Below are 25125 nucleotides of genomic sequence, written 5' to 3' on the forward strand. Positions count from 1 at the left end.
TATTAGTCTTATTAAGCAAAATTTGCCTTGACATAAAAATCACAGGCAGTTATCCTGAAAGTGAAAAACAACTTACATATGTTTATTAAAGTACATATCTATGAAAACTCTTCTTGCTTTATAGAATAGTCATCACACATAAAATCAAAAACAGCTATTTTTAAAAGGAGGCAATAGAATGAAATGAAAAGATTATTTAAAGTATTATCAATCTTATGCATATATGTATTTATATATTTGATTTCCACTCTATATCTGGAAGAAGTATACATATTTGGGTGGACTTCCCGCGTCTTTAGACAATATTTTCTTGTATGGATCATACCTATAATTTGGGTTGCTTTTGATAAATATGCGCTTGCTCTCACTTTAGCGATTGGTCACTTGGCAGGATTATTTTTAGGACAATATATTGGTGATCTTCAAAGAGCGAATATTCGGCTTCAGTATACATACGAAGAATTAATTAATTTTCATCCCGGCTTGGTGAATCAGCATAATGGTTTTATTATTTGGGTGTTTACTCTTTTCGGTTTCACGATTATCGGTATCTTATTGCAGATATATGTTTTCAAAACCAATGAACCCTCATTGTTTGATATTATTTATGAATCAATTAAAAAGTTTTATACAAATGTAAAAGCTATGATTAGTAAGAGAAAATAGAGATTTCTCTAAAAATCATAGCTTTTTTACAATTTTCCATAAACTTTAATTAATTAAGCAGCTACATTTTTATATTAAGAATGATTTGCGCCACCATTATGCTCATTTATAATTGCTAATTGTGTATTGATGGTATCAATAATCTGTGGTGTATCTAAACTTCCATTATATTCAATGATAATTACCGATTGATTCAATCTGCCAATCAAACCCGTTTTATTCTCATCAACATAATAACCTTCATCAAATGCTGAATCGCTGATTGGTATAAGCATGGTTTTTAATTCTGTCGGATGGGTGAAAAGACCTGCATATTGTCTAAGGTAAGCATCAAACAGCAGCCCTGCTATCTTTTCGTTCCGTGCAGTGTACAACTCATATCGATAACCCTCTGCTTCAAAGGTGTACTGCTCTGGGATAAACAAACTATGCGTATGGCTGTATTTATAATCGGAAACTTGATTAATAGTGATAACCGCCCCTTCATCAATCATGCTTTCACCCTTGAATGGTGTTAACACCATTTGCAGCAACAAGAAGCATGCGAAATAAACACCCACCGATTTACCTATTGATAATCTGCGGCCTTGATTTTGCTTAGTCAATGCTGAAATAAAGACAGCACTGACAAGTAAGGTTATCATCGACATATTTTCACTATTGCCCCCGTTATTCCACAACGCCCTCAGCACTAAAATAATCAGAAGCATATTTAAGCCAAACTTATAAAGCAAATTGATTATTGATTTAATCATCAACTGCTTCGCATTCCCCTGCCAGTTCATTTCTCCCTTTGTCAATAACGATTCCTGGTACTGTTTAATCATACGCTGAGCATGAATAGACGCTAGGATTTGTTTCACAATCACCAACACAAACAGTACACTGGTAAACAGGTACAAATCATCCCCTAAAATACTTTGCGGATAAAGTAGTATAAATCCTACAACAATCATCACAAACAATGCCAGAAGCAGATAAGTGCTAATTCCTTCCGTCTTAAACCGATTAAAAACCGCCAGTTGAAGTTCCGCATCCGTATGGACTGGCAGACACTCACCCATTGCCTTAAATACCTGAAACTGATTATACCCATCGACAAATTCCCAGCCTGTATTGGCAAACAACTCATGATATTCCTTAATTTCACGATCATCGTGCTGATTTCGTTCATTGGGGAATAAGTCAACGATATAAGAAACGTCAGCTTTCTCCCCCTTCACAAACCACACACTCTCAGCATTCAGCTTTTGCACATACCAGCCCTTTGCCGCCATTTGATTAAACAGCAAGGCCATGCTTTGACAATCCTCATAATTAAACTTTAATGGCAGCCAACATTTTTTCATAAGGACCCTCCTTTCATGATAAATCAAGTTCACTCAACTGTTCGTTGAATTGTCGAATAACATATGGATCATCAAAGCTTAAATTACTTTCAATTATGATTATGCTTGTATTATCATGAACAATTATATCAGTATGCTCATCATTGAGATAATAGCCTGATACTGTAAACTCATCATTCAATCTACTCAAAGCTGCTTTTATACTTTGCGCATCTTTAAACCCTTTAGTTGTCTCTTTTAGAAGTTCATCAAAAAGGTTTTCGCTGCTCTTTAAATCTCTGGCAACATATAGACGATACTGATAATCATTCTCCAACGCTTCATATTGACACTGATAAGGAACAAAATAACTGCTGTTTTTAGTAAACTTTCCCTGCTCATCCACATTGGTCATGCGAATCACCCGTGATGGTTCAACATGAGATGAAGCCGCAAATTCATGATCAAGGATGCCAAACAACAATGAACAGCCTATAAAACTAATGCAAAAGATTTTCACATACGTTTTAGGTTTCAGGGTCCGCCCTCCATTGCGCTTTACATATCTGCCGATTAACAGCAGATTTACCAAAGCAATCACATAATAGATAGTCCCCGGCAGCTGTTCATGACGAAGATACTTAAACAGCATATAACCAGCCAAAAATCCAATGCATAAAAGTAAGACCGTGAAGTCACGGATTGAACGGCTTAATAAATAATTAGTAAATATATACGGCTCTCCCTGCGCCACAGCTTTCTTCACTTGACGCATTTTCACATAGCGGAAAGCTTGCCGCAAGAGTATCAGACAACCCAATACCGGTGTCAAAATGCCAATCATTAAAAATAAATCATCGGTATAAAAGTCCAGCGGAAATAAGCAATAGGCAAGAAACAAAAGCAGTATCGTAGAGAGTGCTTCATAAACACTATGGCCTATTTCCCTTATTCGCTGCTGATAGAGAATATCGAAAGCTACCTCATCATCACTCTGCAAAGGAATTGGTTCTGCACCTTCAGCCGCCTTAAATACCTGATACTGGTCATACCCGTCTGCAAATTCCCAGCCGCTTTGCGCACAAAAATCATAATATTCCTGAAGCTGTTCATCATCATTATTCTTACGTTTAAGTGAAAACAAGTCTACTGCATAAGCGCATGCCTGCTTCTCCCCTTTAATAAACAAAACCCCGGTGCCATAGAGCTTATCGAAATGCCAGCCTTTTTTAGCAAAACGTTCAAATAATTCACTCATGGCCTGCGTATCATTGACACCATAGCTTAATGGAATCCACAATTTTTTCACTGGATTCACCTCCCCTTTACTGATCCAATAATGCCTCTCCTTCCTCACTCATGCTTTTTAGACGTTTTATTTCCTGTCTGAGCAACTCCTTCCCCAGATCGGTAGCTACATAGGTTTTCCGTCTGCCGTCATCCGCTATTTGATTAATTATTCCTTCATTTTCAAAACGTGCCAAGAGTGCATATAATGTACCAGCGCCAACCTGCACCCTGCCTTTAGAAATCTCAGTTATCTTCTGCATGATTTCATAACCATAACAAGGCGTAAGCAAGGCCAGCAAAATATAATACATGGGTTCACTTAATGTCTGAAACTGATTTCTTGCCACTTTATCACCTACTATCGATACTCGCTATATCTACTATCAATATAGCATAGATTTAACATTTCAGCAAGAGCAAGTAAGAAAAAGCCAGCTCATTGGACGCTTGACCCGATGGCTGGCTTTGTTTGTTATCCTACATGTAAATAATTCCATTCGCTGCAGCAGAACAGTGAATCAAATATTATCCATACAGTTTGCTGATTAACATTCGTACTTATTTCTTTGCTTTATTGCGGATATGCATATAAACAGTATTTTTAGAAATTCCCAGTAAATTCGCTACTTTCACAACAGCATCCTTGATATTGAAAATCCCCCGTTCATCTAGCTGATAAACAATATGTTTATTTTTATTGCTCGCACTGATTGACTGATCCGCATAGATTTCATTCTTTACGGCTTCTAACGCAGTTTCAATCAATTCATCAGAATTCTCCGCAAAGTTTTCCTTAGGGGTATTCACCGGCGGCGCTGACACCGGCAGCATCGTTTGAAGAATATCATGAATAGGCGTATTCATATAAAAATTGATACAGAATAGGCCGACAATTCTGCCTTTATCCCCCCGAATAGCAATTGTGGTTGATTTTAGAGGTTCACCTTTACGATTTTTACTAAAATATGTAATATAATCCTCTTGCCCTTTTGATATCTCATCAAGCATATTTAATGCTAAGTCCGTGATTGGCGCGCCTACTTTACGGCCTGTATGTTCACCATTGATAATACAAATAACTGAATGTTCAAAGCTCTCGAGACTATGTAAAACCATTTCATAACCATTACCCAGATAAAAGGCCAAGCCTTGAATCATCGTAATATAGGAATTTAAGATTTCTCGATCGACTTTAGTTAATTTTATTGGTTGATGTGCCATATTCTTCCCTTTTCAACAACGCTTGTTAAACTGTGCGGTGTTCCCTTTCCATGCTATATATAGTATATCGCTGAAATTTCGTTCAATCAATGATGAATTTCTGTATTTCACTAAAATAATTTTTATTGTTGCTGATATTTCTCCAGTGCTTCTTTTATTCTTAATAACGCGTCAACAACTCTTTGATTATCACGATATACGCCTAATACAATGCGTAAATGACCCTCGCCGCCAATACCATAGTTAATGCCATCGTTCACCGATACTTTTGCTTCTTTGACTAAATAACTAACAATATCACTGGATTTGCCTAATTCTGATACATTGACCCAACATAAGAAGCCCGATTCAGGCATCAGCATGCTGACATGAGGAATGGAGTTGATAATTTCATATGCTTTTTTCCTTCGATAATCAAAGGCTGTCTCAAATTCTTTCATAAAGGAAGGATCTTCAAGAGCCGCGAGAATTGCTAACTGACTGACCGTATTTGTCGCGCCAAGCACAGAAACAGCATTGGCAAACATCGTATCCATGATCACATCACTGCATACTAAATAGGCAACCCGATATCCGCTGAGCCCCATCCCTTTTGAGAATGAGAATACGGTAATGGTTCTCTCAAACATCCCCGGTAAAGAGGCTGGCGTAATCATTTCATTCTCGTAACAGAAATCTTCAAAAGCCTGATCACAAACTAAAATCAAATCATGACGAATGACAAAATCGGCTAAAGCTTCCAATGAAGAACGATTAAATACCGTTGTTGTAGGATTATTTGGATGCGTTAATACAACCATTTTCGTATGCTCACTCACTCGTTTTTCAAATTCATCGATTTCGATTTGAAACTGATTGCTTTCCTTTAAGGGTACAGGTACCGTGCGGCCGCCCATGATTTCAACATTTAAGAAATTGTTAGGATAGCTAGGCGCTGGAATAAGCACCTCATCCCCTGCTTCTATAAAAGGCAGCATAGCAAAATACAAGCCGGAATCAGAGCCTGGTGTAATTAATATATTCCGCTGAGGGTCTACCGTCAAACCATTTTGCTTCTTTAATTTTTCAGCAATTTTATTTTTCAATATTTGATTGCCGATCGGTGCTGTATAGTGGGGGGCTGATGCTTCCTCGATGGCTTGAATGGTTGCCTTTTTCACATGTTCAGGAAGTGAAAAGTCAGGCATAAATGGATCTGCCCAGCCCATTAATGCGACTCCTTGTTTTTCAAGTTCTTGATATGAACCGCCGACATCCGCCTTTTCAACACTTGAGAATAATCCGCCATTGGCATCGCGGAATGCTTTAATCATTTTTTCTTTCATTTTCCTCTTCCTCTCTGATAAAAGAGGATACGGCTGTACCCTCTAGGATTCGTGTTAGTTTTCTTCAAACCCCATCACTACAGTTAATACCGCCGCAATGATAAAGGCAATGGCAAAGCCAATCATGACTAACCACATATTCATTGGATCATCACCCATAAACATTGCAAAGTTTAAGAATGAAGGGCCGCCCATAGCATAGGCTTTTAATGCGAAGAATGATGCAAATCCGCCGCCCACAGCACCGCCGATTGAGGCAGCTAAGAAAGGCTTCTTATATTTGAAGTTTACACCATAAATAGCAGGCTCAGTTACACCCGTAATCGCTGAAATGGCAGCTGAACCAGCAATTGCTTTCATTTTAGGATTCTTTGCTTTTAACCATACACCGAAGGCTGCGCCTGCTTGTCCCATGTTAGCAGCCCCTGACGTTGGTGAAATATAGTTAAAGCCTTGTGTCGTAATACCCTGTACCAATACTGGAACCATACCATGATGAATACCAAGTACAACCATTGAAGAATAGATACCACCATAAATTATACCGGCAAAAACACCGCCTTTTTCAAACAAGAGTGTTACAACAACCGCTAATTGATTACCTACCCAAGTCGCGATCGGTCCAATGGTAATTAAAGCAATCGGCGTAGCAATTAACATTACTAAGCATGGTACTAAGATAATTTTTAACGCACCAGGGATAATCTTGTCAACATATTTTTCAATAATTGATGCAAACCAAATAGCAAATACCATCGGCAATACACTGGATGCATAATTCACTACAGTAAATGGAATAGCAAGGAAAGAGAATGTTGTAGTTCCTTCAGCAAGCAGCGCTGCCCAATTACTGGACATCATCGCCGCGCAGATCGTTAAAGCAACATATTGATTCATTTTAAATTGTTTGGCAGCAGATGCAGCAAGCAAGAACGGTAAGAAAGTAAATACGCCGTTCGCAATAGTATTAATTACATAATAAGTATTACTTGAATTATCTAATCCGCAAACAACAGCGATGGTTAATACGGCACGGACTAAACCAGCACCCGCCAAAGCTGGAACAATCGGATTAAAGATGCCAGCGATGGTTTCAAAGAAAGAAGTCATTAAATTACCCTTTTTGTTTTTTAAGTCTTTCTTTAAATCATCGATATTTTCATCAATCGATGCTTCTTCGGCCAAACCCGTCATTTCAATGAATTCTTTATACACATTAGCAACATTAGGACCAATAACAATCTGTGTTTGCTGACCATTATTAACTAATCCCATAACCCCATCAATATTCTTAATCGTTTCTTCTTCAACCTTACTGTCATCTTTTAGAGTAAGACGTAAACGTGTCATACAATGGGCTGCACTTTCAATATTTTCTTTGCCGCCAATCGCCCCTAAAATATCCTTAATCATCTTTTCGTATTTCATAACTATCCTTTCTATCGCTTAACTGCGATGATTTCTACCTCACATAAAACACCTTTTGGAATTTCTCTTACAGCAACGCAGGAACGTGCCGGACAACTCGTAAACGTATCCCCATAAATCTTATTAAATGCCGCGAAATCTTTCATATCGGCTAAGAAACAAGTTGTTTTAACGACATCCTCTACGCTCATCGCTGATGCTTCAAGAATCGCACAAACATTTTTCATTACTTGCTGTGCCTGTTCCTCAATCGTTGTACCAGCTATTTCATTGGTAGCTGGATCTACTGGAATCTGTCCAGAGGCAAACAACATATTACCTACCTTCATTGCTTGAGAATAAGGACCAATTGCTGCTGGTGCTTTCTCAGTGGAAATAATTCGATCCATTTCAATCACCCTTTCTTGATAAAATATTTTTCACTAAAGACAATATATCACTTAAATTTATTTTAGTCAATAGCATATTTTTCATTGTATTTTATTTTTTTCATGCTATAATGGCCTTATAAGAGCAAATGAATAAAATTTATTTCATTGTTCTAGTTATGAAAGCGAGGTAAATATGAAAGAAAACAAAAAATTCCCTCAGGGATTCTTCTGGGGAGGGGCAACGGCTGCCAACCAATGTGAAGGCGCATGGAATGTAGATGGCAAAGGAGTCAGTATTTCTGATGTGATGACTTCAGGAACACATAAAGATCCTAGAAGAATTACACCGGTAATTGATGAAGATAAATATTATTATCCTTCTCATGAAGCCATCGATTTCTATCATCATTATAAAGAAGATATCGCATTATGTGCTGAAATGGGTTTTAATATCTTTAGAATGTCAATTAACTGGACGCGTATTTTCCCTAATGGCGATGAATCTCAGCCTAATGAAAAAGGTCTTGAATTCTATGATCATGTATTTGCGGAATTAAAGAAATACAATATTGAACCATTAGTAACTATTTATCATAATGAGAATCCTTTCGCATTAACCGGTAAATGCAATGGCTGGGCAAGCCGTGAATGCATCGATTATTATTTAAATTTCTGTGAAGTATTATTTAAACGTTATAAGGATGTTGTTAAGTATTGGATTCCATTTAATGAAATTAACTGTTTAACTACAAAATTAGGGAACTGGAATCATGCGGGTATTCTCAATGAAGGAACGGAATTCTTCACCGCTCAGGTTGATGATCCAAACACCCGTTTCTTATCGCTTCATCATCAATTTGTTGCCAGCGCAAAAGCTGTAATGTTGGGAAAATCAATCAACCCTGAGTTTCAATTCGGTACGATGATTTGCCATATAACGGTTTATCCGCTGACATGCAATCCAGATGATGTAATTCTCACTCAGCAGGAAGATCTGATGCGCAATTGTTTCTCTGGTGACGTACAGGTTAAAGGAATTTATCCTTATTACATTAAACGTTATTTTGAAAAGAACGATATCCATTTTGAAATCACAGATGAAGATTTATCCATCATCAAACAAGGTACCGTCGATTTCTATTCATTTAGTTATTACATGTCTAATTGCATCAGTTCTGACGCAAGCAGCGCCAAGGTTTCCGGTAATGTTATGGGCGGTGCTAAGAACCCATATCTAAAAGCTACTGAGTGGGATTGGCAAATTGATCCAAAAGGCTTACGTTATACTTTAAATCATGTTTATGATCGGTATGGTGTGCCAATTATGGTTACTGAAAATGGCTTAGGTGCCAGAGATACATTTGAAGATGGCAAGATACATGATGATTATCGCATTCAATATATTAAAGAACACATCATTCAAATGAAAGAAGCAATTAATGACGGTGTTGATTTAATTGGTTATACGCCATGGGCAAGCATTGACTTAGTCAGTGTATCTACGGGTGAAATGGAAAAACGTTATGGATTTATTTATGTAGATAAGGATAACCAGGGAAACGGTACGCTTAAACGCTATAAAAAGGATAGTTTCTATTGGTATAAAAAATGTATTGAAAGCAATGGTGAAGATTTAGATTAACATGCTTAGTGAAGGGGCTGTAACGAAATGACTTATTTATAAAGTCATGAGCGTTATAGCTCTTTTTTCTTTGCCGTTTTGGTGAAACGTGAATTTCATATTCTCCTTGATTACTCCAAATGCCCCTTCTACTTTATCAAATGTCAGATTTCATTGTCTTTTTTATTTTAGGGACTTTTTATTTCGTTACAGCCCCTTTTTTATAAGAATATTCCATTATTTGAATAACAAAAAGGTGGTACAGTGCAACACTGATTTTCCACCTTATTTTCTATTTATTTAAATCTCGATATGAAATAAGCTGAATTTGATTCTCCTCTATCCATTTTTTCATAAAAACTGAAGTCATCATTTCATGATCCTTACATCTTAAAATGTTGCAGCTACTCCACCGAAAAATATCATTATCTACAAATCCAGCATGTCCACTTAAATAAGCATACTCAAATTCTAAAAGTTCATTTGCATGTTCTTTCATATAACAAAGTGCATCTGCTTTTAATTGATTTTCAATTGTAAAAGGTTTTTGTGCCCATCCCTTTTTTAGAGACCCAAAATTAAATTCTTTTCTAATATCTGCTGAATATGGAATGTGAAACTCCTCGGCAAGATCACGAATTGCCTGAATATAAGCTTTACTAGCATCTGTTATAGAATGAGGATGTAAATATTCTGGCATTCTTCCTGTTAATTCTTTAAATTTATTTAATTGAGCCCTTAATTCAATCATTACCTCATCATAAGGCCACAATTCCTTGATTCCAAAATTTGGATCTTTATACTTTTCTGTAGAACGAATAAATAATCCATTCTCATCAACTAGATGAGGAATCATGTTTATATCAGCAACAGGATGTCCTGATACGATATTAAAATCAATACCAAAACAAACATTTGAAAAATCTTTTATTTTTGATGCAGCATATGCACTGGCAGGCATATTAACAAAAAGTCCTGTACAAGTAACAATACCATTTTGAAGAGCATCACATATTCCGTCAGTGATTCCTTTTGTAAAACCAAAATCATCAGATTGAACCAAAAGTTTCATACTAGTTCTCCTACGCAAATACGCCAAAGAATGCAAGAACCAAACATGAGCCAATAATAATAAAAATTATTTTAGTTGGAGTAATTCCTTTTCGAATCCATTTAAACACTATCCACCATAAAATTAATGAGAGAATTCCTGGCATAACACTATCTAAAATACCTTGAACGGATATTGTTGCACCATTAATTATTGGCTCCAGTGCAATCTTAATTTTGACATTAGAAGCAACTAATGTTCCAACCATGATAGCTCCTACAATACCACAAGCATCCATAATCATTGGTATAATTCCTCTTTCAAATGCTTCACTAACAAGTTTCGCTCCATAACGGAAACCCTCTATCAAGAAAACATACTTTATAGCCAATAGGCCTCCTCCATATAACAAAAGAAATAAAATTGGTGCTAAGGCATTTCCATCTGATGCTAACCCTATACAAATACCCGCAATTATAACACGATAACAATTGAAGAAAAATGAATCTCCAATACCTGCAAGAGGACCCATCAAAGAAGCCTTTAAGCTAGATATTGCCTTTTCATCAATATTGCCTTTTTCAGCACGCTCTTTTTCCATCGCGGCGACAATTCCAGCAATTAAGCCATGCATTACTCCATGACTATTGAATACTTCATTAGCATTTCTTGCAAAAGCCTTTTTCTTTTCTTCCTCTGTTTTGTAATAGGCCTGAATAGCCGGCAAAACTGACATTCCAAATGCTTTTCCTTGCATGACTACATTGTTAAAACACATATATGTATTCAATGAATAATAGTAACATTTATTCAGTATTTTTTTATCTTCTTGGCTAATTTCTGGTCTACTCATAAAAATCATCTCCTTCTCCACTTAATGCTAATTTGTTTTCTAATTCTTTCAATTTATAATCTCTGTTAAATCCAATGAAAGCAATAATTATACCTATAATAGCAATGGGCAGTGTTGTAAGTCCTAAATATTTAACTAATACAAATCCTAGTAAAACATAAATCGGTGTTGATTTTGAATAAATTGCTTGCGTCGTTAAACAAAGACCAATAACAATTAACATTCCTCCTGCTGCGCTTAATCCGGCCAATACCCAAGCTGGAATCACACTAAATAGAGTGCTTACAGCCTCTGTGCCAAAAGCGCAGCATAAGAAGACTAGAATCGGTGATAATGTATTCTTAATAAATAACATTTCAAAAATCATCATAAATCTAAATTTCTTATAATTTCCTTCTTCGGCATAACGAATCGAAATTGGTTGAATTGAATTTACAACTAATGCGGTAATTGGATCAACAGTATTTCCAAGAACTCCAATTGTAACAGCAATTGTTAATCCTTGTTCAACAGAAATACCTGATAAAATAGTTAACCCAACAGCCACAACAACAGCACTTCGATAATCAGCAGGTTGTATTCCACCAATTCCTGAAATACCCATATATAAGGCTTCAATTGCTGCCCCTAATATAACTCCAGTTTCCAAATCACCACAAACTAAGCCAACTACACTTCCCATAACAATTGGTCGTGTCATTGCTTGGAATCCAAGTATTGCATCAATTATTTGACACACATAGTATGTCAATGCAATGATTAAAGCATTTAACATAATTTTATCTCCTTTACTTTTTTGCTTTTTTTAACAATTCAGAAAAATCTTCTGCATTCATAGATGGCAACATTTGTGAATATACATGTTTCCCCTTTTGTGCAATTTTCTCAAATGTTTTTAAATCATTTTGATCCGCCGTACAGTATGTATGAATAATAATTTTATCTTCAGATTTTTTCTTTTGATAATTGGCAATATTAATATCTGTAATTGGCAAATGTTCAATCAAATTCAATGCATCATCCGGATTATCTACAATTAACAGAATATTCATCTTATCTGCCCTAGGATCACTTAGTAAACGAATCGTTTCTTCTACTCCTTTTACATGCACCTTTTTCCCAGTTGGAACTGTCATTAACAAAACACTTTTCTTAATTGGATCATTTGCCGCTTCATCGTTTGCCACTAAAATGGTATTAATGTCTAAAGCCCGTGCCCAAGCAGTAACCACTTGACCATGAATTAGTCTTTCATCCAGTCTTAATTGTACAATCATTTGATTTTTTCCTCCCTTTAAAACACTTCAATTATTCTGGCCAGTCATAATTGTAAGCGCTTTATGATTTTATTTTAACAATATTATTGTATATATAAATTCATTATTTTTTTTATTTTAGATTAAAAAAAATGCACAATAATTTGTGCATTAGACAATAACTGCATTCATTTGATCGTTAATAAGACATAATTCCGGATACCGAATAAGACGCTCTAGAAAAGCATAATCATATGCTAGCTCATGCAGTAAGATATTAAAGAAAGATAAATTAGTTGAATCCAAATTTGCTATCAATAAAATATACGAAGAACACTTCATACCATCACGCACTATCTTTTTCTTTAAGTCCCCAATAATCAGCGTATTTTTATTTACACTTTTGTCGTTCATAATCAATACAATGTTTCGATTATATTGATTTGCAGATTCAAATACCTCATTGAGAAATTGTTTACTTACTGAAAAAATAGTGTTTACTATATCTAAAATTTCCGATATATCATTGATTGATTTAGAGATAACTTGGTTTAAAGTACAGCTGCAAAGATCTCTGTTGGTTCGAATGTAGTCATTCAAACTATTCAGTTGATATTTAAGCCCATTATATGGATAAACTCTAGCTTCAAATTTTTGTGGAACTGTATCACTAATTACAAGATCATACTCAATATTCATTTCTTCTAATGCCTCATTGTAGAGTAAACAATCTAATTTTTGATAATAATTAGGATTTACATTTTTTTCTATTACTTTTTTTAGGAAAACGGGTTCAAATAAACTACTTCTCGAAATAATAGCTATTTTAAGTTTCTTATATGTAAAATCTAAAGTAGAAATAAAATATGAAACTAGTAGAGTTAAATCATCTAATTGGGCTAATGGAATCGCATATTTAAAATAATTTTCTAACATTCCTGATATATCCTGCCGTATTTTTCCGAGTAAAGGATATTCATTGGTAAGAGAAAATCCTCCGCCTAAATCGGTTGCTTCATTTTTTAAGATATGATAATTATGTTTTAAAAGCAATATACAAATCGTATAGTCTAAATATGTCATAAAATCTATATCTTTTTTGAAATCAAGATGCAAACTTTTTTTTGTATACCGTAAAAATTCATTTCTGATGATTGTTATTTCTTTATCGTAATTTTTTTCAGTTATTTTGAGGACATCTTTTACATTTGTATAAGCAATAAGCAATAATATCGCAACTGTCTGTATTTCCGCTTCTGAGTAGGGTCCATATTCTAAATTTTCCTGTAACTCCTTCGTAATTGAATCTGCTAAATTTAAAATCTGATTGCTTTTTAAATCCATTGTATATATTTGTGGAATTACATCAATGTTATAACCTGATTTTATTCTAGCATTTTGAACAATTAAATAGTTAACTATTCGCCTCTTTTCAACATTCACTATTGGGAAACAGTAAGAAGATATTTTTCTTGATACTATCATAACTATTTCATCATATACCTCTGCTTTATACCCTCTCATCATATGATAATTATCTTCAATAGGCATAACATTAATATCGAAAATACTATATAAAGAAAGCAAACACCTGCGAATATTAAACTCATTTCCAGAAGTAGCAAGTCCATAGTATGGAACATTATCTACGCGTATGTCAAAAGCTTGAAGAAATTCTCGTGCGGTCTTCATAGAATTCCTTATATTTGAACGAGAGTAACACAAATCATTTGCAATATCGTTCACCTTTATGAAATCACTAGACCATAAACACCTTCTGCCAATATATGCCTCTAACAAAGCTCCGCTTTGTGTATGAAATGTGTACCTATGACGATAATAAAAAGCTCTGTAATGACAATATTTAACACGAAATAATTCTTCATCTAAAATGTCGTAATGAATAGTATCTGTTTGAAAATGGATTCTAATACCAAAAGATGAATCAATTTCATGAATTCTTTCAACATCCAAATTATATTCGTAATTACTTAAATAAAAGTAAGAAATGAATTTCTGCACTTGGACATTTTCATTGATTATGATGTAACATACTTCAATATAATTTCTCAAATAAATATTGTCCATTTTAAGTTCCTCAAGTCTTTTCTAATTACTCTTATTATACATCATTACTCTTCAATAACTCATACATTTCCATGCAGTATTTTTTTTTGAAATTTTCAAATGATTTAATATGAATATTCGATTTTTTCATGGATATTTTGTGAAAAGAAAAACGGAAGGTTTCCCCTCCGTCATCACTAAATTTCATACCAGATGATTTCGTTTGCTTCCAAATCCAAATCAAAGCTCGTGCCATCACCCTTATAAACAGTAGTAAACTGTGGCTCATAGGTGTAATTAACGACACAATAGTTGCCATTTTTCACATAGGCATGCACTTCGACATTAAAGTTAGAGCTGAACCATTTATGTAAACTCTCCTCAACGTGAGCCTGATATAAACACTGCGCCCTTTGCCAAAATCATTGACCGCTAATTGAACTTTTTTATCAATCTGGCGTAAAATGGTTGTACCTTTCAATGCAAAGATATTTTTCTTGCCTTCACCAAAATCAATATCCTTGGTGCAGTCTTCTTTGATATAGTGGTCATGTTCTTCTCAGCTGTATTTATCTGTATTCAAGTTGAAACCATTTTCTTTTTCAACCCTCAAGACATTCGCTGACTGGAAGTATCTCCCTTCCCACTGATATGCACTTGGTTCACCGACACCGAGCCAATGCAACTGCATTAACCGCCCTAATATTATTTTAATTTTTCAAGCTGACCTGATTGAATCGCGTCAATATTTCGCATGATTCTATCTTGCTGCCAATCCCACCATTTGATTTCCAGCAAAGCCGAAATCGTTGAGTCAGAAAAACGCCGCTTTATCATTTTCGCAGGTACACCGCCGACAATCGTATACGGCTCAACATCTTTTGTGACAACCGCTCTTGCAGCGATGATAGCTCCATCGCCAATCGTAACGCCGGCCATTATGATCGCTTCATACCCGATCCATACATCATTGCCGATACGAATATCACCTTTGTTGTCCCATGATGAAGCCACATCCTTGATTGAACGCTGCCATGCTTCATAAAATAATGGAAAGGGATAGGTTGATAAAGACTGCATGGAGTGATTAGCACTGTTGAATAGGAAACGAGCGCCGCAGGCAATCGAACAGAATTTGCCGATGATCAGTCGATCATGATTGATTGGATAATGATACAGCACATTGTTTTTTTCAAACTCACAAGGATCATTCACAAAATCGTTATACATCGTGTAATCACCTACCTGAATCGCAGGATCAGTAATGCAATACTTTAAATATACGGTTTGTTTATCGCCGGTGCGGGGATAAATTAATTTTTCTGGAATAGTCATAATAGTACCCTTCTTTCTTTAATTTATAATGATTAACTATTCCAGTCAATGCAATGCAGAGCCTCATGGCTGCCCCTCCTTTCTTTCATAACTAAAAATCTATCATTCAGCGGTTACCAGCCTGCCATTTTGCAGCTTTAGAATACGGGTAGGATTCAATGCGTCAGAATAACGGTGTGAAATAGTAAAAATCGTGCGGTCTTGGCTTAGCTGGCGGATTACCTCAAAAACTTCATTTTCACTCTCGGCATCCAGTCCTGAGGTCATCTCATCTAAAAAGAGGACGGGCGGTTCATGAATTAGGGCGCAAGCCAAAGCCAGCAGCTGCATTTGTCCATTTGAAAGCGCGTTGCTGCCCGGCGCCAGCAGACTGTCATAGCCATTCGGCAGCTTTTCTATGACCTCATCCATTTTTACCAGCTGGCAGCATTTTTTCAGCTGTTCATCAGTGATCGCAGGATCATTTAAGGTAATTAATTCCCTAATGGTTCCCTGTCTTGTCAGAAACAGCTGAGAAATCACACCCACGGACTGACGGCGTTCTTCTTCACTCATACCAAAGGGATCTTTATTTAATAAGGAAACGGTTCCTTTATCCGGCGCGTACAGCCCCGTTAAAAGATTCATCAGCGTTGACTTTCCCTCGCCGGTCTTTCCTTGAATCACAATTCGTTCACCTTGACGGATAGTTAATGATAACCCATCAAATATTGGTTTCTGATTCGGATAAGCAAAAGTTAAATCATCACAGCGAATCACTACACCGCCGCCATTAATTTCTCTTTCAGCTCGTTCTTCCTCTTCGAGGTTTTCAAAATCTTTAATGCGTTTAACACCGCTGGCCGCTTCCTGAATAGTCTGCAGCTGCATTGCGATTGCCTCAACCGGCGCTAACAGCTGAAGCAGCAAGTTCACACAGGCAACAACGCTGCCGCTGCTTAATAAACCGCCTGAATCGATATCCTGTTTCGCATAAAGTAAGAAGCAGATCAAAACTAAGCCTCGGAATATATTCATAATACATGGGAAAAGTGAATCATAAAAATTAGTCTTGTTTAATATTCGATAATTCTCATCAAGCGGTGCCTGCATCTTCTCTAACTGATCTGCCTCTTGATGAAAAAAGCGTAAAGTGGGCGTATTTTGTATCCGTGAATTCAGCCAGCCATTCAGCCGTGAGAGCGAAACTCTGGCCTTGAGCTGATTGCGGAAGGTTAAAATATTAAACCGATATGAAATCAGCACCAGAATCGGCAGCGCCGCTGCTACAAAGAAAGCCACGGCAGGATTCAGCGTATAGATTGTAAAGCTGATAGCCGCCATACTGCCAAGATTAGCAATTAATGTTAAGATATCATCGGTAAATAAAGTAGCAATCGTATCTACATCATTACTGAAATAAGACATCCATTCACCGCTGGTCTTCGACTGAATCGTAAAAATAGACAGATGCCGCAGCTTTTCACTCATGCGGATCTTAATTTCCACAATGACTGACTGGGTCAGTCTGCTCAGCGTATATTGTTTAATTAAATCAGCTGCACCGCTCAGCAATACAGCACCTAAATAAACAAAAGCTAAAGACAGTACACCTTGCGCGATACCAGGCACAATATGCTCATCGGTAATCTGTTTCAAGAGCAAAGAAGGCAGCAGCTGCAGATAAATACCGGCAGCAATGGATAAGAAGCAGAAAAAAGATATCAGCTTCTTTGCTTTGAATCCTGATAATATTGAGGGTACTAATATTTTATGCTTCATCACATTCACCGCCTTCTAATTGAATCACCTGGTCGCAGACATCAAAAATCAATGGCCGGTGAGAGAATACAAAAATAATTTTTCTATTTGCTAATTCACGAATCATTTCAATCAGCTGAATTTCAGTTTTATGATCCACATTAGCAAACGGATCATCGAGGATCAATATTTCTGCGTCTGAATATAAAACACGGGCCAAGCTGATACGCTGCTGCTGACCGCTTGAACACTGACTGCCGTTTTCACCGATTTCTTTATCATCATTCAATTCATCAAGACATGCCTGACGCTTGCTTTCCTTATAATCGTTATCCCGCTGACTGCCCCAGGTTATCACCTCACACAGCGTACCATTTACACAAGATAATTGATGCGGCATATATTTAAGAAGAGCCGCTTTGCTTGCTTCAGAGAGTGCCTTCACTTCACAATCATTAATTTTATAACTGCCTTCATAATCATAAAAACCACACAAGGTTCTCGCCAGCGCGCTTTTGCCGCTGCCTACCGCCCCGCGGATACCGATTAGTGAAGGCTTGGTCACCTTTAGATTAAAATCACAGAAGGCCGTATGCCTTGCCTGCGGATACATATAAGATACATGAGCTAATTCTAAAGTATTTACAGGTGCGCTCAATGATTCGCCGCTGCCATCCTGTTCCCGCTCAAGCAAGGCAGATATATTATGCCAGCTGGCAATAGCTCCTTGCTGAACATTGAATACCTTGCTGGCTACCGTTGAACGCTGAGCTAAGGTTCCCATCAGCGAAATCATTGAAAGCAATGCGCCAACGCTCATACCTCGATTGACAACCTTTAAGCTGCCCAATCCGACAACAACAACCACGGATAAAGACGCGATGCCCAGATAAATGGGTGCCAAGCCGTTTTTCATGAAGGAAGCCAAGCCATTAGTATCACCCTGCTTTTGAAAAGCTTCACGCAAAGCCTCCAGATTTAATTCTTCACAGCCGCTCATACGCGCGAATGTCAGCTCATCCAATGTCTTCTTCAATTTAACACTTGCCTCACTGTTTGCCTTTACTGCCAGTTCATTTTTAGCCACCACTTTTTTCTTCATCGCGTTGGCACATAAAATAGCAAACGGCAGCGGAATACAGCCAAGCAGTGTCAGCTTCCAGTCAAGCATTGCCAAAGCTGCCAGATAAGCAAGCATCAGCACCCATGTATCCCAGATTTCAGTCACCGTTTTACGAATTGCTTCAACAAGCAGATCGACATCCTTGACACATGTATTTAGCACATCACCGCTGCCTTTTAATTCAAGCTCATCATTTTTAGTATGAAACAGAGCTTCCATTAATGAATAACGCAGATTAGCACTCAACCGATTTGCCATCACTCTTACTGAATAACGCTTAAAGAAACGAAAAAACTGATAAGCGATGGTTACCGCGGCTAAAATAATGACCGCATAAACAACATCGTCATAGCTGCCGCCCAGTACCTGATCAATACACCAGCCCTGAATGATGGGCACCAATGCTGACAAGCAGTTATAAGGCAGACCGCCAAGACCGCTTAACAGCAGCGGCATGCGAATCTGCTTGATATAGCTTTTTAATTCTTGCTTCTGCTGCGGACTCGTAAAATACATTTTCATACCCCCTAAAAGAAAACACAGCCGATACGCTGTGTTTATTAAACATCATAAGTATCGATGTTAGCTGGACCACCTTACGCATGCAGGTTGGTGTGGGATCAAACGAGCTAACTCTCTAACCCAACTCTTGATAACTGGTTATTTTCTATTTCTATTAAAGCATAATGAAAATGAAAACGCAATCAAAATAATTCATAAACGGTTTGATTGACATTTGAAAAAAGAACCATTAAACTAACAATAGTAAGTCGGCGAACTAATGATACATATAGCCCGCATTCATCTATTTGTTAAGGGTTTAAAGTTGAAAATTAATGAACCGTGCGCTACAATTGTACATATGCTTAAGGAGGGGGTACACGATGTCTATTACTGTAGGAATCGACATGGGATCGACAACTGTCAAGTTTGTGATCCTCAACGAGCATAATGAAATTCTCTATAAGAGTTATGACCGTCATAAATCAAAAGCAAAAGAGATGGTCTATGATAAATTCAAAAGCTTAAAGTCTTTATTAGCCAATGAAGAAATCGCGTTGGCAATTACCGGTTCAGCCGGACTCGGTTTTGCGCATCTTGGCAATTTGCCTTTTGTGCAGGAAGTTTTTGCCTGCGGTGAGGCCGTAAAAAAATATGAGCCGCAATGTGATGTCGTCATTGAACTGGGTGGCGAGGATGCCAAAATTCTGTTTTTAAAGGGTGCTATTGAAGAACGCATGAATTCTACCTGTGCCGGCGGTACCGGGGCTTTCATCGACCAAATGGCTGCTTTATTAAATCTTGATTTGGAGACGTTTGACCGCTTATCGTTAGAGCATACGATGATTTATCCGATTGCCTCACGCTGCGGGGTGTTTGCGAAGACTGACTTACAGCCGCTGATTAATCAAGGAGCCGATAAAGGCAATCTGGCAGCGAGTATTTTTCAATCCGTTGTTGATCAGACTATTACCGGACTTGCCCAAGGCCGTAAAATTGAAGGCAACGTTTTATTCCTCGGCGGCCCACTGTCCTTCTTAAAGGGACTGCAGCAGCGCTTTGTGGAAACCTTAAAGCTCAGCCGTGATCAGGCGGTATTCCCGGAAATCGGGCCTTATTTTGTAGCCTTAGGGGCTGCTACCTATGCCAAGGCGGAAACTGAAACCTATACCTATGATGAATTGCTGGAACTGTTTGAAAAGATTAAGAACACGGTTTCTGAACATCAGGGCTGTGAACCTTTGTTTAAGGATGAAGATGACTATCAGCAATTTGTTGCCCGGCATAATCAGCAAGCCGTTGCTGCCAATGATTTAAACACCTATAAGGGTAATGCCTATCTCGGTATTGACGCTGGATCGACGACAACAAAGCTGGTTTTAATTGATGAAGCAAACCGCATTCTCTATTCACATTATACAAGCAATCTCGGTAATCCCGTTGATGTTGTATTAGATCAGCTGAAAGTGATTTATGCGGCTGCCAATAAAGACATGAAGATTCAAAGCAGCTGTGTGACCGGTTATGGCGAAGATTTAATCAAGAGTGCTTTTCATGTAGATCACGGCATTGTGGAAACTATTGCCCACTTCAATGCCGCCCGTTATTTTAATCCAAATGTTGATTTCATTTTGGATATTGGCGGACAGGATATGAAATGCTTCCGAATTAAAGACAACAGCATTGATGATATCTTGCTGAATGAAGCATGTTCATCAGGCTGCGGTTCATTCCTTGAATCCTTTGCTTCATCACTTGGTTATAAAATTGATGAATTTTCAAAGCTCGGATTGAAATCAAAAAATCCAGTCAACCTTGGTACACGCTGTACGGTTTTCATGAATTCATCAGTGAAGCAGGCGCAAAAAAATGGTGCTACGATTGAGGATATCTCTGCCGGTTTAGCCATTAGTGTCGTTAAGAATGCCTTATACAAGGTAATTCGGGCACGAAGCTCTGAAGATCTGGGTGAAAATATCGTTGTTCAGGGCGGAACCTTTGCCAATGACGCTGTGCTTGCCGCTTTTGAAAAGGAATGCGGCCATCATGTCATCAGACCGACGATTGCTGGTTTGATGGGAGCTTATGGCGCCGCATTATATGCGAAAGCTCACGCGCCCAAGGAATCAGCGCTCTATACGGGTGAACAGTTAATAAACTTCTCCCATTCCACAAAGGCTGAACACTGCCGCTTCTGCGCCAATCACTGCAACCTGACGATCAATACATTTAATGACGGCAGCCAGCAGATTGCCGGCAATAAGTGTGAACGGCCTTTAAACAAGGGCAAGATGGCTAAGAAACCGCTGCCTGATTTATATACCTATAAGTTTAATAAGCTGCTGACGTATCAGAATACCGATGGCACAAAGGGTACGATCGGCATCCCGATGGTTTTAAATATGTATGAAAATATTCCTTTCTGGCAGCCATTCTTTAAACACCTTGGTTATTCAGTCGTGTTGTCAGGACGCAGCAGCCGGGCCTTATATATCCGCGGTCAAAATACAATACCTTCGGATACGATCTGTTACCCGGCAAAGCTTGTTCACGGTCATATTCAAACCATTATTAATCATAAGGTAGATAAGATATTCTATCCTTGTATGTCTTATAACTTCGATGAAAAGATTTCTGATAATAATTATAACTGTCCGGTGGTTGCTTATTATCCAGAAGTTATTCAGAATAATATGGAGCTTGCCAATATCCCGCTGCTGTCGTTCTTTATCGGCATGCAGGACCCAAAAGTATTTGAAAAAAAGATTTATAAATATTTAAAGGCAGCTGGTTTTGACTGCACAAAAAAAGAAATCAAAGAAGCCAGCGCGGCAGCTTATGCGTCTTATTATGCATATAAGGAAGATATCTATCAGCAAGGTGAAAAGGCATTGGCTTATGCCAAGGAGAATCACCTAAAAACTATTATTCTCTGCGGCCGTCCTTATCACATTGATCCGGAAATAAATCATGGTATCCCTCAGCTTTTAAGCAGTTTAGATCTGGTTGTTGTTTCTGAAGACAGCCTGCGGCCAAGGGAAAGGATGGAAGTGAATGTGCTGAATCAATGGACATATCACGCCCGGATGTATAATGCTGCCATCATTGCCGGTGAGCTTGATGAAACAGAATGCATTCAGCTGATCAGCTTTGGCTGCGGTATTGATGCCATTACCGGTGATGAGCTGCGCGATCAGCTGCGGAAACGCCATAAATTATATACCGGAATCAAAATCGATGAAATCGACAATCTCGGCGCCGTGTGCATCCGTGTTCGATCACTGCTGGCGGCAATGGAAGAAAGGAAGCGTGATTCATGAGTGAGGTTGTAAAGTTTACTGAAGAAATGAAGGCAACGCATACAATTCTGATTCCTTATATGCTGCCGATTCATTTTGAAATGATTGCCCAATGTCTGCGCAAAGAGGGCTATAAAGTAGAATTACTAAAAACCAGCGGGCGCAGAATTGTTGATGAGGGACTTCGCAGCGTCCATAATGATACATGTTATCCTGCCCTGTTAGTTATCGGCCAGATGCTTGACGCGCTTAAAAGCGGCCAGTATGACCCTGATAAAACAGCCTTGATGATCACTCAGACAGGCGGCGGCTGCCGTGCCAGTAATTATATTTTCCTGCTGCGCAAAGCATTGAAACAAAGTGGTTTTCCACAGGTGCCAGTAATTTCCGTCAACACCAGCAATCTTGAATCCAACCCGGGTTTTAAACTGACCCCCAACCTGATTATGCATGTGCTCTATGCTGCCATGTACGGTGATGCTTTGATGTGTCTTGCCAATCAGGTAAAGCCTTATGAGATCAATAGTCAAGATACTCAAAAGCTGCTTGATCAATGGTGTGAGGAAATGGTCAAACAGTTTGATTCTACTCGCTTTTTACATTTTAAAAAGAATATCAAAAGGATGATTCAAGATTTTGAAGCGATTCCAGTCAGCGGTGAAAAGAAAATCAAGGTTGGTATCGTCGGCGAGATTTATATGAAATACGCACCGATCGGCAATAACTATTTAGAAGACTTTTTGATTCGTGAAGGCATGGAGCCTGTCCTTTCCGGAGTCATGGATTTTGCCATGTACTGCTTAAAAAACAACATTCTCGATGTCGGCTTCTATGGTTTCTCTACCAAAACCTTATTGGTGAATAAAACTGTTTTGGCACTGCTTCAGCGTTATCAGAATCTGATGATTAAAATGATTAATCAATCCCGCTTTGAAGCGCCGACACCCTTTGCCAAGCTGCCTGCCTATGCCGATGGCTATATCTCCACCGGTGTTAAAATGGGTGAAGGCTGGCTGCTGACCTGCGAAATGCTTGATCTGATCGATCATGGCGTAAAAAATATTGTATGCTGTCAGCCTTTTGGCTGTCTGCCGAATCATATTGTTGCGAAGGGCATGACCCGAAAGATTAAGGATCAATACCCTGATTCCAATATTGTTGCCATTGACTACGATCCCGGCGCAACAGAAATTAATCAGGAAAACCGACTGAAACTAATGTTGAGCAATGCGAGAGTGAACGCCCAGCGTGATAAAACATAAAAAAAGCACACGATTGTGTGTTTTTTTATGCTTTACCTTCAAGCTTTAATTCCTTTTCTTTCTTAATATCAATCAACAATGCCGCGGCACACAGAATGATCTGCGTCAGCGGTAAGACTGCCCAAATACCATTAATATCAAAGAATACTGGCAGAATCAGCATCAACAGCGGTGTCAGCAGCAATGGATCGCCATAAATCAGCAACGTTGAGGCACGGGTTTCCCGGATAGCATAGAAATAAGAAGAATAACATTTCACCAATCCCGCAAAGAAGAAAGCCACGCTGGAAATCAGACAGGCGCTCTCAATCATGACTCCTGCCTCGCTGGACGCACCGAAGATGACTGGAATCAGCGAATCAAAGGCAACGATCAGCACCCCAAATAAGATACCAAGCAGCATTACCAATCGGCGCGCGCGGCGCAGCAGTGATCGTACCAAATCATGACGTCCGGCACCGTTGCAATAGCTGATCAGCGGCTGTACGCCCTCACCGATCCCATGCAGCAGCTCCATCGTCGCCTGTAAAACATAAGACAGTGCTGAATAAGCCGCAACAGCGATTTCACCGCCATAATTCAAGCATTGCCAATTGGCGAAAATAATAACGATGGATGGTGAAAAGGTTAACCCAAACGGTGAGACACCGATTCTTATAATATTTTTGCACATGCGTTTATTTAATACAAAGTCGCTGCGCTTCAGCGGATTCTTTTTATCGGTAAATATCAGCAGCAGGCAGAATAATGCCGAGAAGCCCTGAGCAGCTACAGTCGCTAAAGCCGCACCGCTCATCCCCATCGAAGGCACCAATACCGCATCCAAAACAATGTTGGTAAATAAAGAAAACAACATGATCAGCATTGCCTGAATTGAACGGTTGCTGTTTCTTAAAATGGGTGTACAGCCTGTCCCAAAGATTTGAAGCGACGACCCAAGCACGATCACAAACAGATATTCATAGGCCAGATCATAAACCTCGCCCTTCGCTCCAAACAGTCTTAAAAGCCATGGTGTAGAAATAAAAATCAACGTTATTGACAAGATTGCAAATAGGCACAGCAGCATTAGCGTATTCCCTTTCGCCTGCCGTGACGCATTCTCATCCTCAGCCCCCCGATACGTCGAAATGAGCACAGAACCGCCGACGCCGATACCGGTTGATACAGCTAATATAAATGAAGCAATCGGCCAGCCGATATTAATTGCCGCCAAACCCGCATCTTTTAACGCGTTCCCGACGAAATATCCATCAACAATCGCATAAAACCCACTCAGCAGCATTGTCAGCATTGATGGCAGCACATAACGCCAAAACTGCTTTTCAATCTTTTCGTGTGTCATAATAAAACCTCCCGACTCTCAGTATAAACTATGGAGTAACTCC

20 protein-coding genes and 2 pseudogenes are annotated in these 25125 nt (G+C 38.4%); 4 read left to right on the plus strand and 18 right to left on the minus strand.

The annotated features are described in order from the left end of the window. Positions 1 to 183: 183 nt before the first annotated feature. Entirely contained in the window at positions 184 to 666 is a 483-nt protein-coding gene (locus DWZ33_RS04085) for a hypothetical protein (protein WP_118453894.1), read from the plus strand. Positions 667 to 740: 74 nt separating this feature from the next. Here the strand turns inward: DWZ33_RS04085 and DWZ33_RS04090 are convergent, their stop codons facing one another. The 7 genes from DWZ33_RS04090 to DWZ33_RS04120 all read right to left on the minus strand — a co-directional run bounded on the left by DWZ33_RS04090 (position 741) and on the right by DWZ33_RS04120 (position 7647). Beyond that, complete coding sequence (locus DWZ33_RS04090; protein WP_118453895.1) at positions 741 to 2015, minus strand: DUF2812 domain-containing protein; 1275 nt, start codon at positions 2013 to 2015, stop codon at positions 741 to 743. Positions 2016 to 2028: 13 nt separating this feature from the next. Then, positions 2029 to 3303 carry a DUF2812 domain-containing protein gene (locus DWZ33_RS04095; RefSeq protein ID WP_118453896.1) on the minus strand — a complete coding sequence of 425 codons (1275 nt, stop codon included), beginning with the start codon at positions 3301 to 3303 and terminating at the stop codon, positions 2029 to 2031. 16 nt (positions 3304 to 3319) lie between these two features. Continuing rightward, positions 3320 to 3631 carry a PadR family transcriptional regulator gene (locus DWZ33_RS04100; protein ID WP_022936686.1) on the minus strand — a complete coding sequence of 104 codons (312 nt, stop codon included), beginning with the start codon at positions 3629 to 3631 and terminating at the stop codon, positions 3320 to 3322. 211 nt (positions 3632 to 3842) lie between these two features. Then, entirely contained in the window at positions 3843 to 4505 is a 663-nt protein-coding gene (locus tag DWZ33_RS04105) for a helix-turn-helix transcriptional regulator (protein ID WP_022936685.1), read from the minus strand. A gap of 122 nt (positions 4506 to 4627) precedes the next feature. After that, complete coding sequence (locus DWZ33_RS04110) at positions 4628 to 5830, minus strand: pyridoxal phosphate-dependent aminotransferase (RefSeq protein ID WP_118453897.1); 1203 nt, start codon at positions 5828 to 5830, stop codon at positions 4628 to 4630. A gap of 54 nt (positions 5831 to 5884) precedes the next feature. Then, complete coding sequence (locus DWZ33_RS04115; protein WP_022936683.1) at positions 5885 to 7258, minus strand: PTS transporter subunit EIIC; 1374 nt, start codon at positions 7256 to 7258, stop codon at positions 5885 to 5887. Between the two features lie 11 nt (positions 7259 to 7269). Beyond that, entirely contained in the window at positions 7270 to 7647 is a 378-nt protein-coding gene (locus DWZ33_RS04120) for a RidA family protein (RefSeq protein WP_118453898.1), read from the minus strand. A 175-nt stretch (positions 7648 to 7822) separates the two neighbouring features. Between DWZ33_RS04120 and DWZ33_RS04125 the strand changes: the two genes are divergently transcribed. Next, on the plus strand, positions 7823 to 9271 hold the full coding sequence (locus DWZ33_RS04125; protein ID WP_118453899.1) for a glycoside hydrolase family 1 protein: 1449 nt from the start codon (positions 7823 to 7825) through the stop codon (positions 9269 to 9271). Positions 9272 to 9542: 271 nt separating this feature from the next. Here the strand turns inward: DWZ33_RS04125 and DWZ33_RS04130 are convergent, their stop codons facing one another. From DWZ33_RS04130 to DWZ33_RS04170, 10 genes and pseudogenes are all read right to left on the minus strand, one after another. After that, positions 9543 to 10322 (minus strand): ChbG/HpnK family deacetylase, encoded by a 780-nt coding sequence (locus DWZ33_RS04130; RefSeq protein ID WP_022936680.1) that lies wholly within the window; start codon positions 10320 to 10322, stop codon positions 9543 to 9545. Between the two features lie 10 nt (positions 10323 to 10332). Then, positions 10333 to 11154 carry a PTS system mannose/fructose/sorbose family transporter subunit IID gene (locus DWZ33_RS04135; RefSeq protein ID WP_182425506.1) on the minus strand — a complete coding sequence of 274 codons (822 nt, stop codon included), beginning with the start codon at positions 11152 to 11154 and terminating at the stop codon, positions 10333 to 10335. Continuing rightward, positions 11147 to 11929, minus strand: coding sequence for a PTS mannose/fructose/sorbose/N-acetylgalactosamine transporter subunit IIC (locus tag DWZ33_RS04140; RefSeq protein WP_022936678.1), 783 nt, complete (start codon positions 11927 to 11929; stop codon positions 11147 to 11149). Before DWZ33_RS04140 ends, DWZ33_RS04135 begins: the two co-directional genes overlap by 8 nt. 13 nt (positions 11930 to 11942) lie before the next feature. After that, positions 11943 to 12431, minus strand: coding sequence for a PTS sugar transporter subunit IIB (locus DWZ33_RS04145; RefSeq protein ID WP_022936677.1), 489 nt, complete (start codon positions 12429 to 12431; stop codon positions 11943 to 11945). Between the two features lie 150 nt (positions 12432 to 12581). After that, positions 12582 to 14498, minus strand: a complete 1917-nt coding sequence (locus DWZ33_RS04150; protein ID WP_118453901.1) for a helix-turn-helix domain-containing protein — start codon at positions 14496 to 14498, stop codon at positions 12582 to 12584. A 176-nt stretch (positions 14499 to 14674) separates the two neighbouring features. Then, a pseudogene (locus DWZ33_RS18110) lies at positions 14675 to 14830 on the minus strand (1,3-beta-galactosyl-N-acetylhexosamine phosphorylase C-terminal domain-containing protein); the annotation flags it as partial. Beyond that, a pseudogene (locus DWZ33_RS18505) lies at positions 14800 to 15168 on the minus strand (lacto-N-biose phosphorylase central domain-containing protein). The pseudogenes DWZ33_RS18505 and DWZ33_RS18110, both read right to left, overlap by 31 nt. A 14-nt stretch (positions 15169 to 15182) precedes the next feature. Beyond that, positions 15183 to 15812, minus strand: coding sequence for a CatB-related O-acetyltransferase (locus DWZ33_RS04160; RefSeq protein ID WP_118453902.1), 630 nt, complete (start codon positions 15810 to 15812; stop codon positions 15183 to 15185). A 102-nt stretch (positions 15813 to 15914) separates the two neighbouring features. Further along, a complete protein-coding gene (locus tag DWZ33_RS04165) occupies positions 15915 to 17573 on the minus strand; it encodes an ABC transporter ATP-binding protein (RefSeq protein WP_118453903.1) in 1659 nt (552 codons plus the stop codon). Further along, the gene (locus DWZ33_RS04170) at positions 17563 to 19191 is read right to left on the minus strand and encodes an ATP-binding cassette domain-containing protein (protein WP_182425508.1); all 1629 of its coding nucleotides are present in this window, start codon (positions 19189 to 19191) and stop codon (positions 17563 to 17565) included. Before DWZ33_RS04170 ends, DWZ33_RS04165 begins: the two co-directional genes overlap by 11 nt. 368 nt (positions 19192 to 19559) lie before the next feature. Between DWZ33_RS04170 and DWZ33_RS04175 the strand changes: the two genes are divergently transcribed. Both DWZ33_RS04175 and DWZ33_RS04180 read left to right on the plus strand, forming a co-directional pair. Next, positions 19560 to 22496, plus strand: coding sequence for an acyl-CoA dehydratase activase (locus DWZ33_RS04175; RefSeq protein ID WP_118453905.1), 2937 nt, complete (start codon positions 19560 to 19562; stop codon positions 22494 to 22496). Next, positions 22493 to 23737 carry a 2-hydroxyacyl-CoA dehydratase gene (locus tag DWZ33_RS04180; protein ID WP_118453906.1) on the plus strand — a complete coding sequence of 415 codons (1245 nt, stop codon included), beginning with the start codon at positions 22493 to 22495 and terminating at the stop codon, positions 23735 to 23737. The genes DWZ33_RS04175 and DWZ33_RS04180 overlap by 4 nt, the downstream gene beginning before the upstream one ends. Positions 23738 to 23762: 25 nt before the next feature. Here the strand turns inward: DWZ33_RS04180 and DWZ33_RS04185 are convergent, their stop codons facing one another. After that, entirely contained in the window at positions 23763 to 25082 is a 1320-nt protein-coding gene (locus DWZ33_RS04185) for an MATE family efflux transporter (RefSeq protein WP_118453907.1), read from the minus strand. Positions 25083 to 25125: the final 43 nt, after the last annotated feature.

This window comes from Dielma fastidiosa (assembly GCF_003475485.1).
Lineage (GTDB): Bacteria > Bacillota_I > Bacilli_A > Erysipelotrichales > Erysipelotrichaceae > Dielma > Dielma fastidiosa.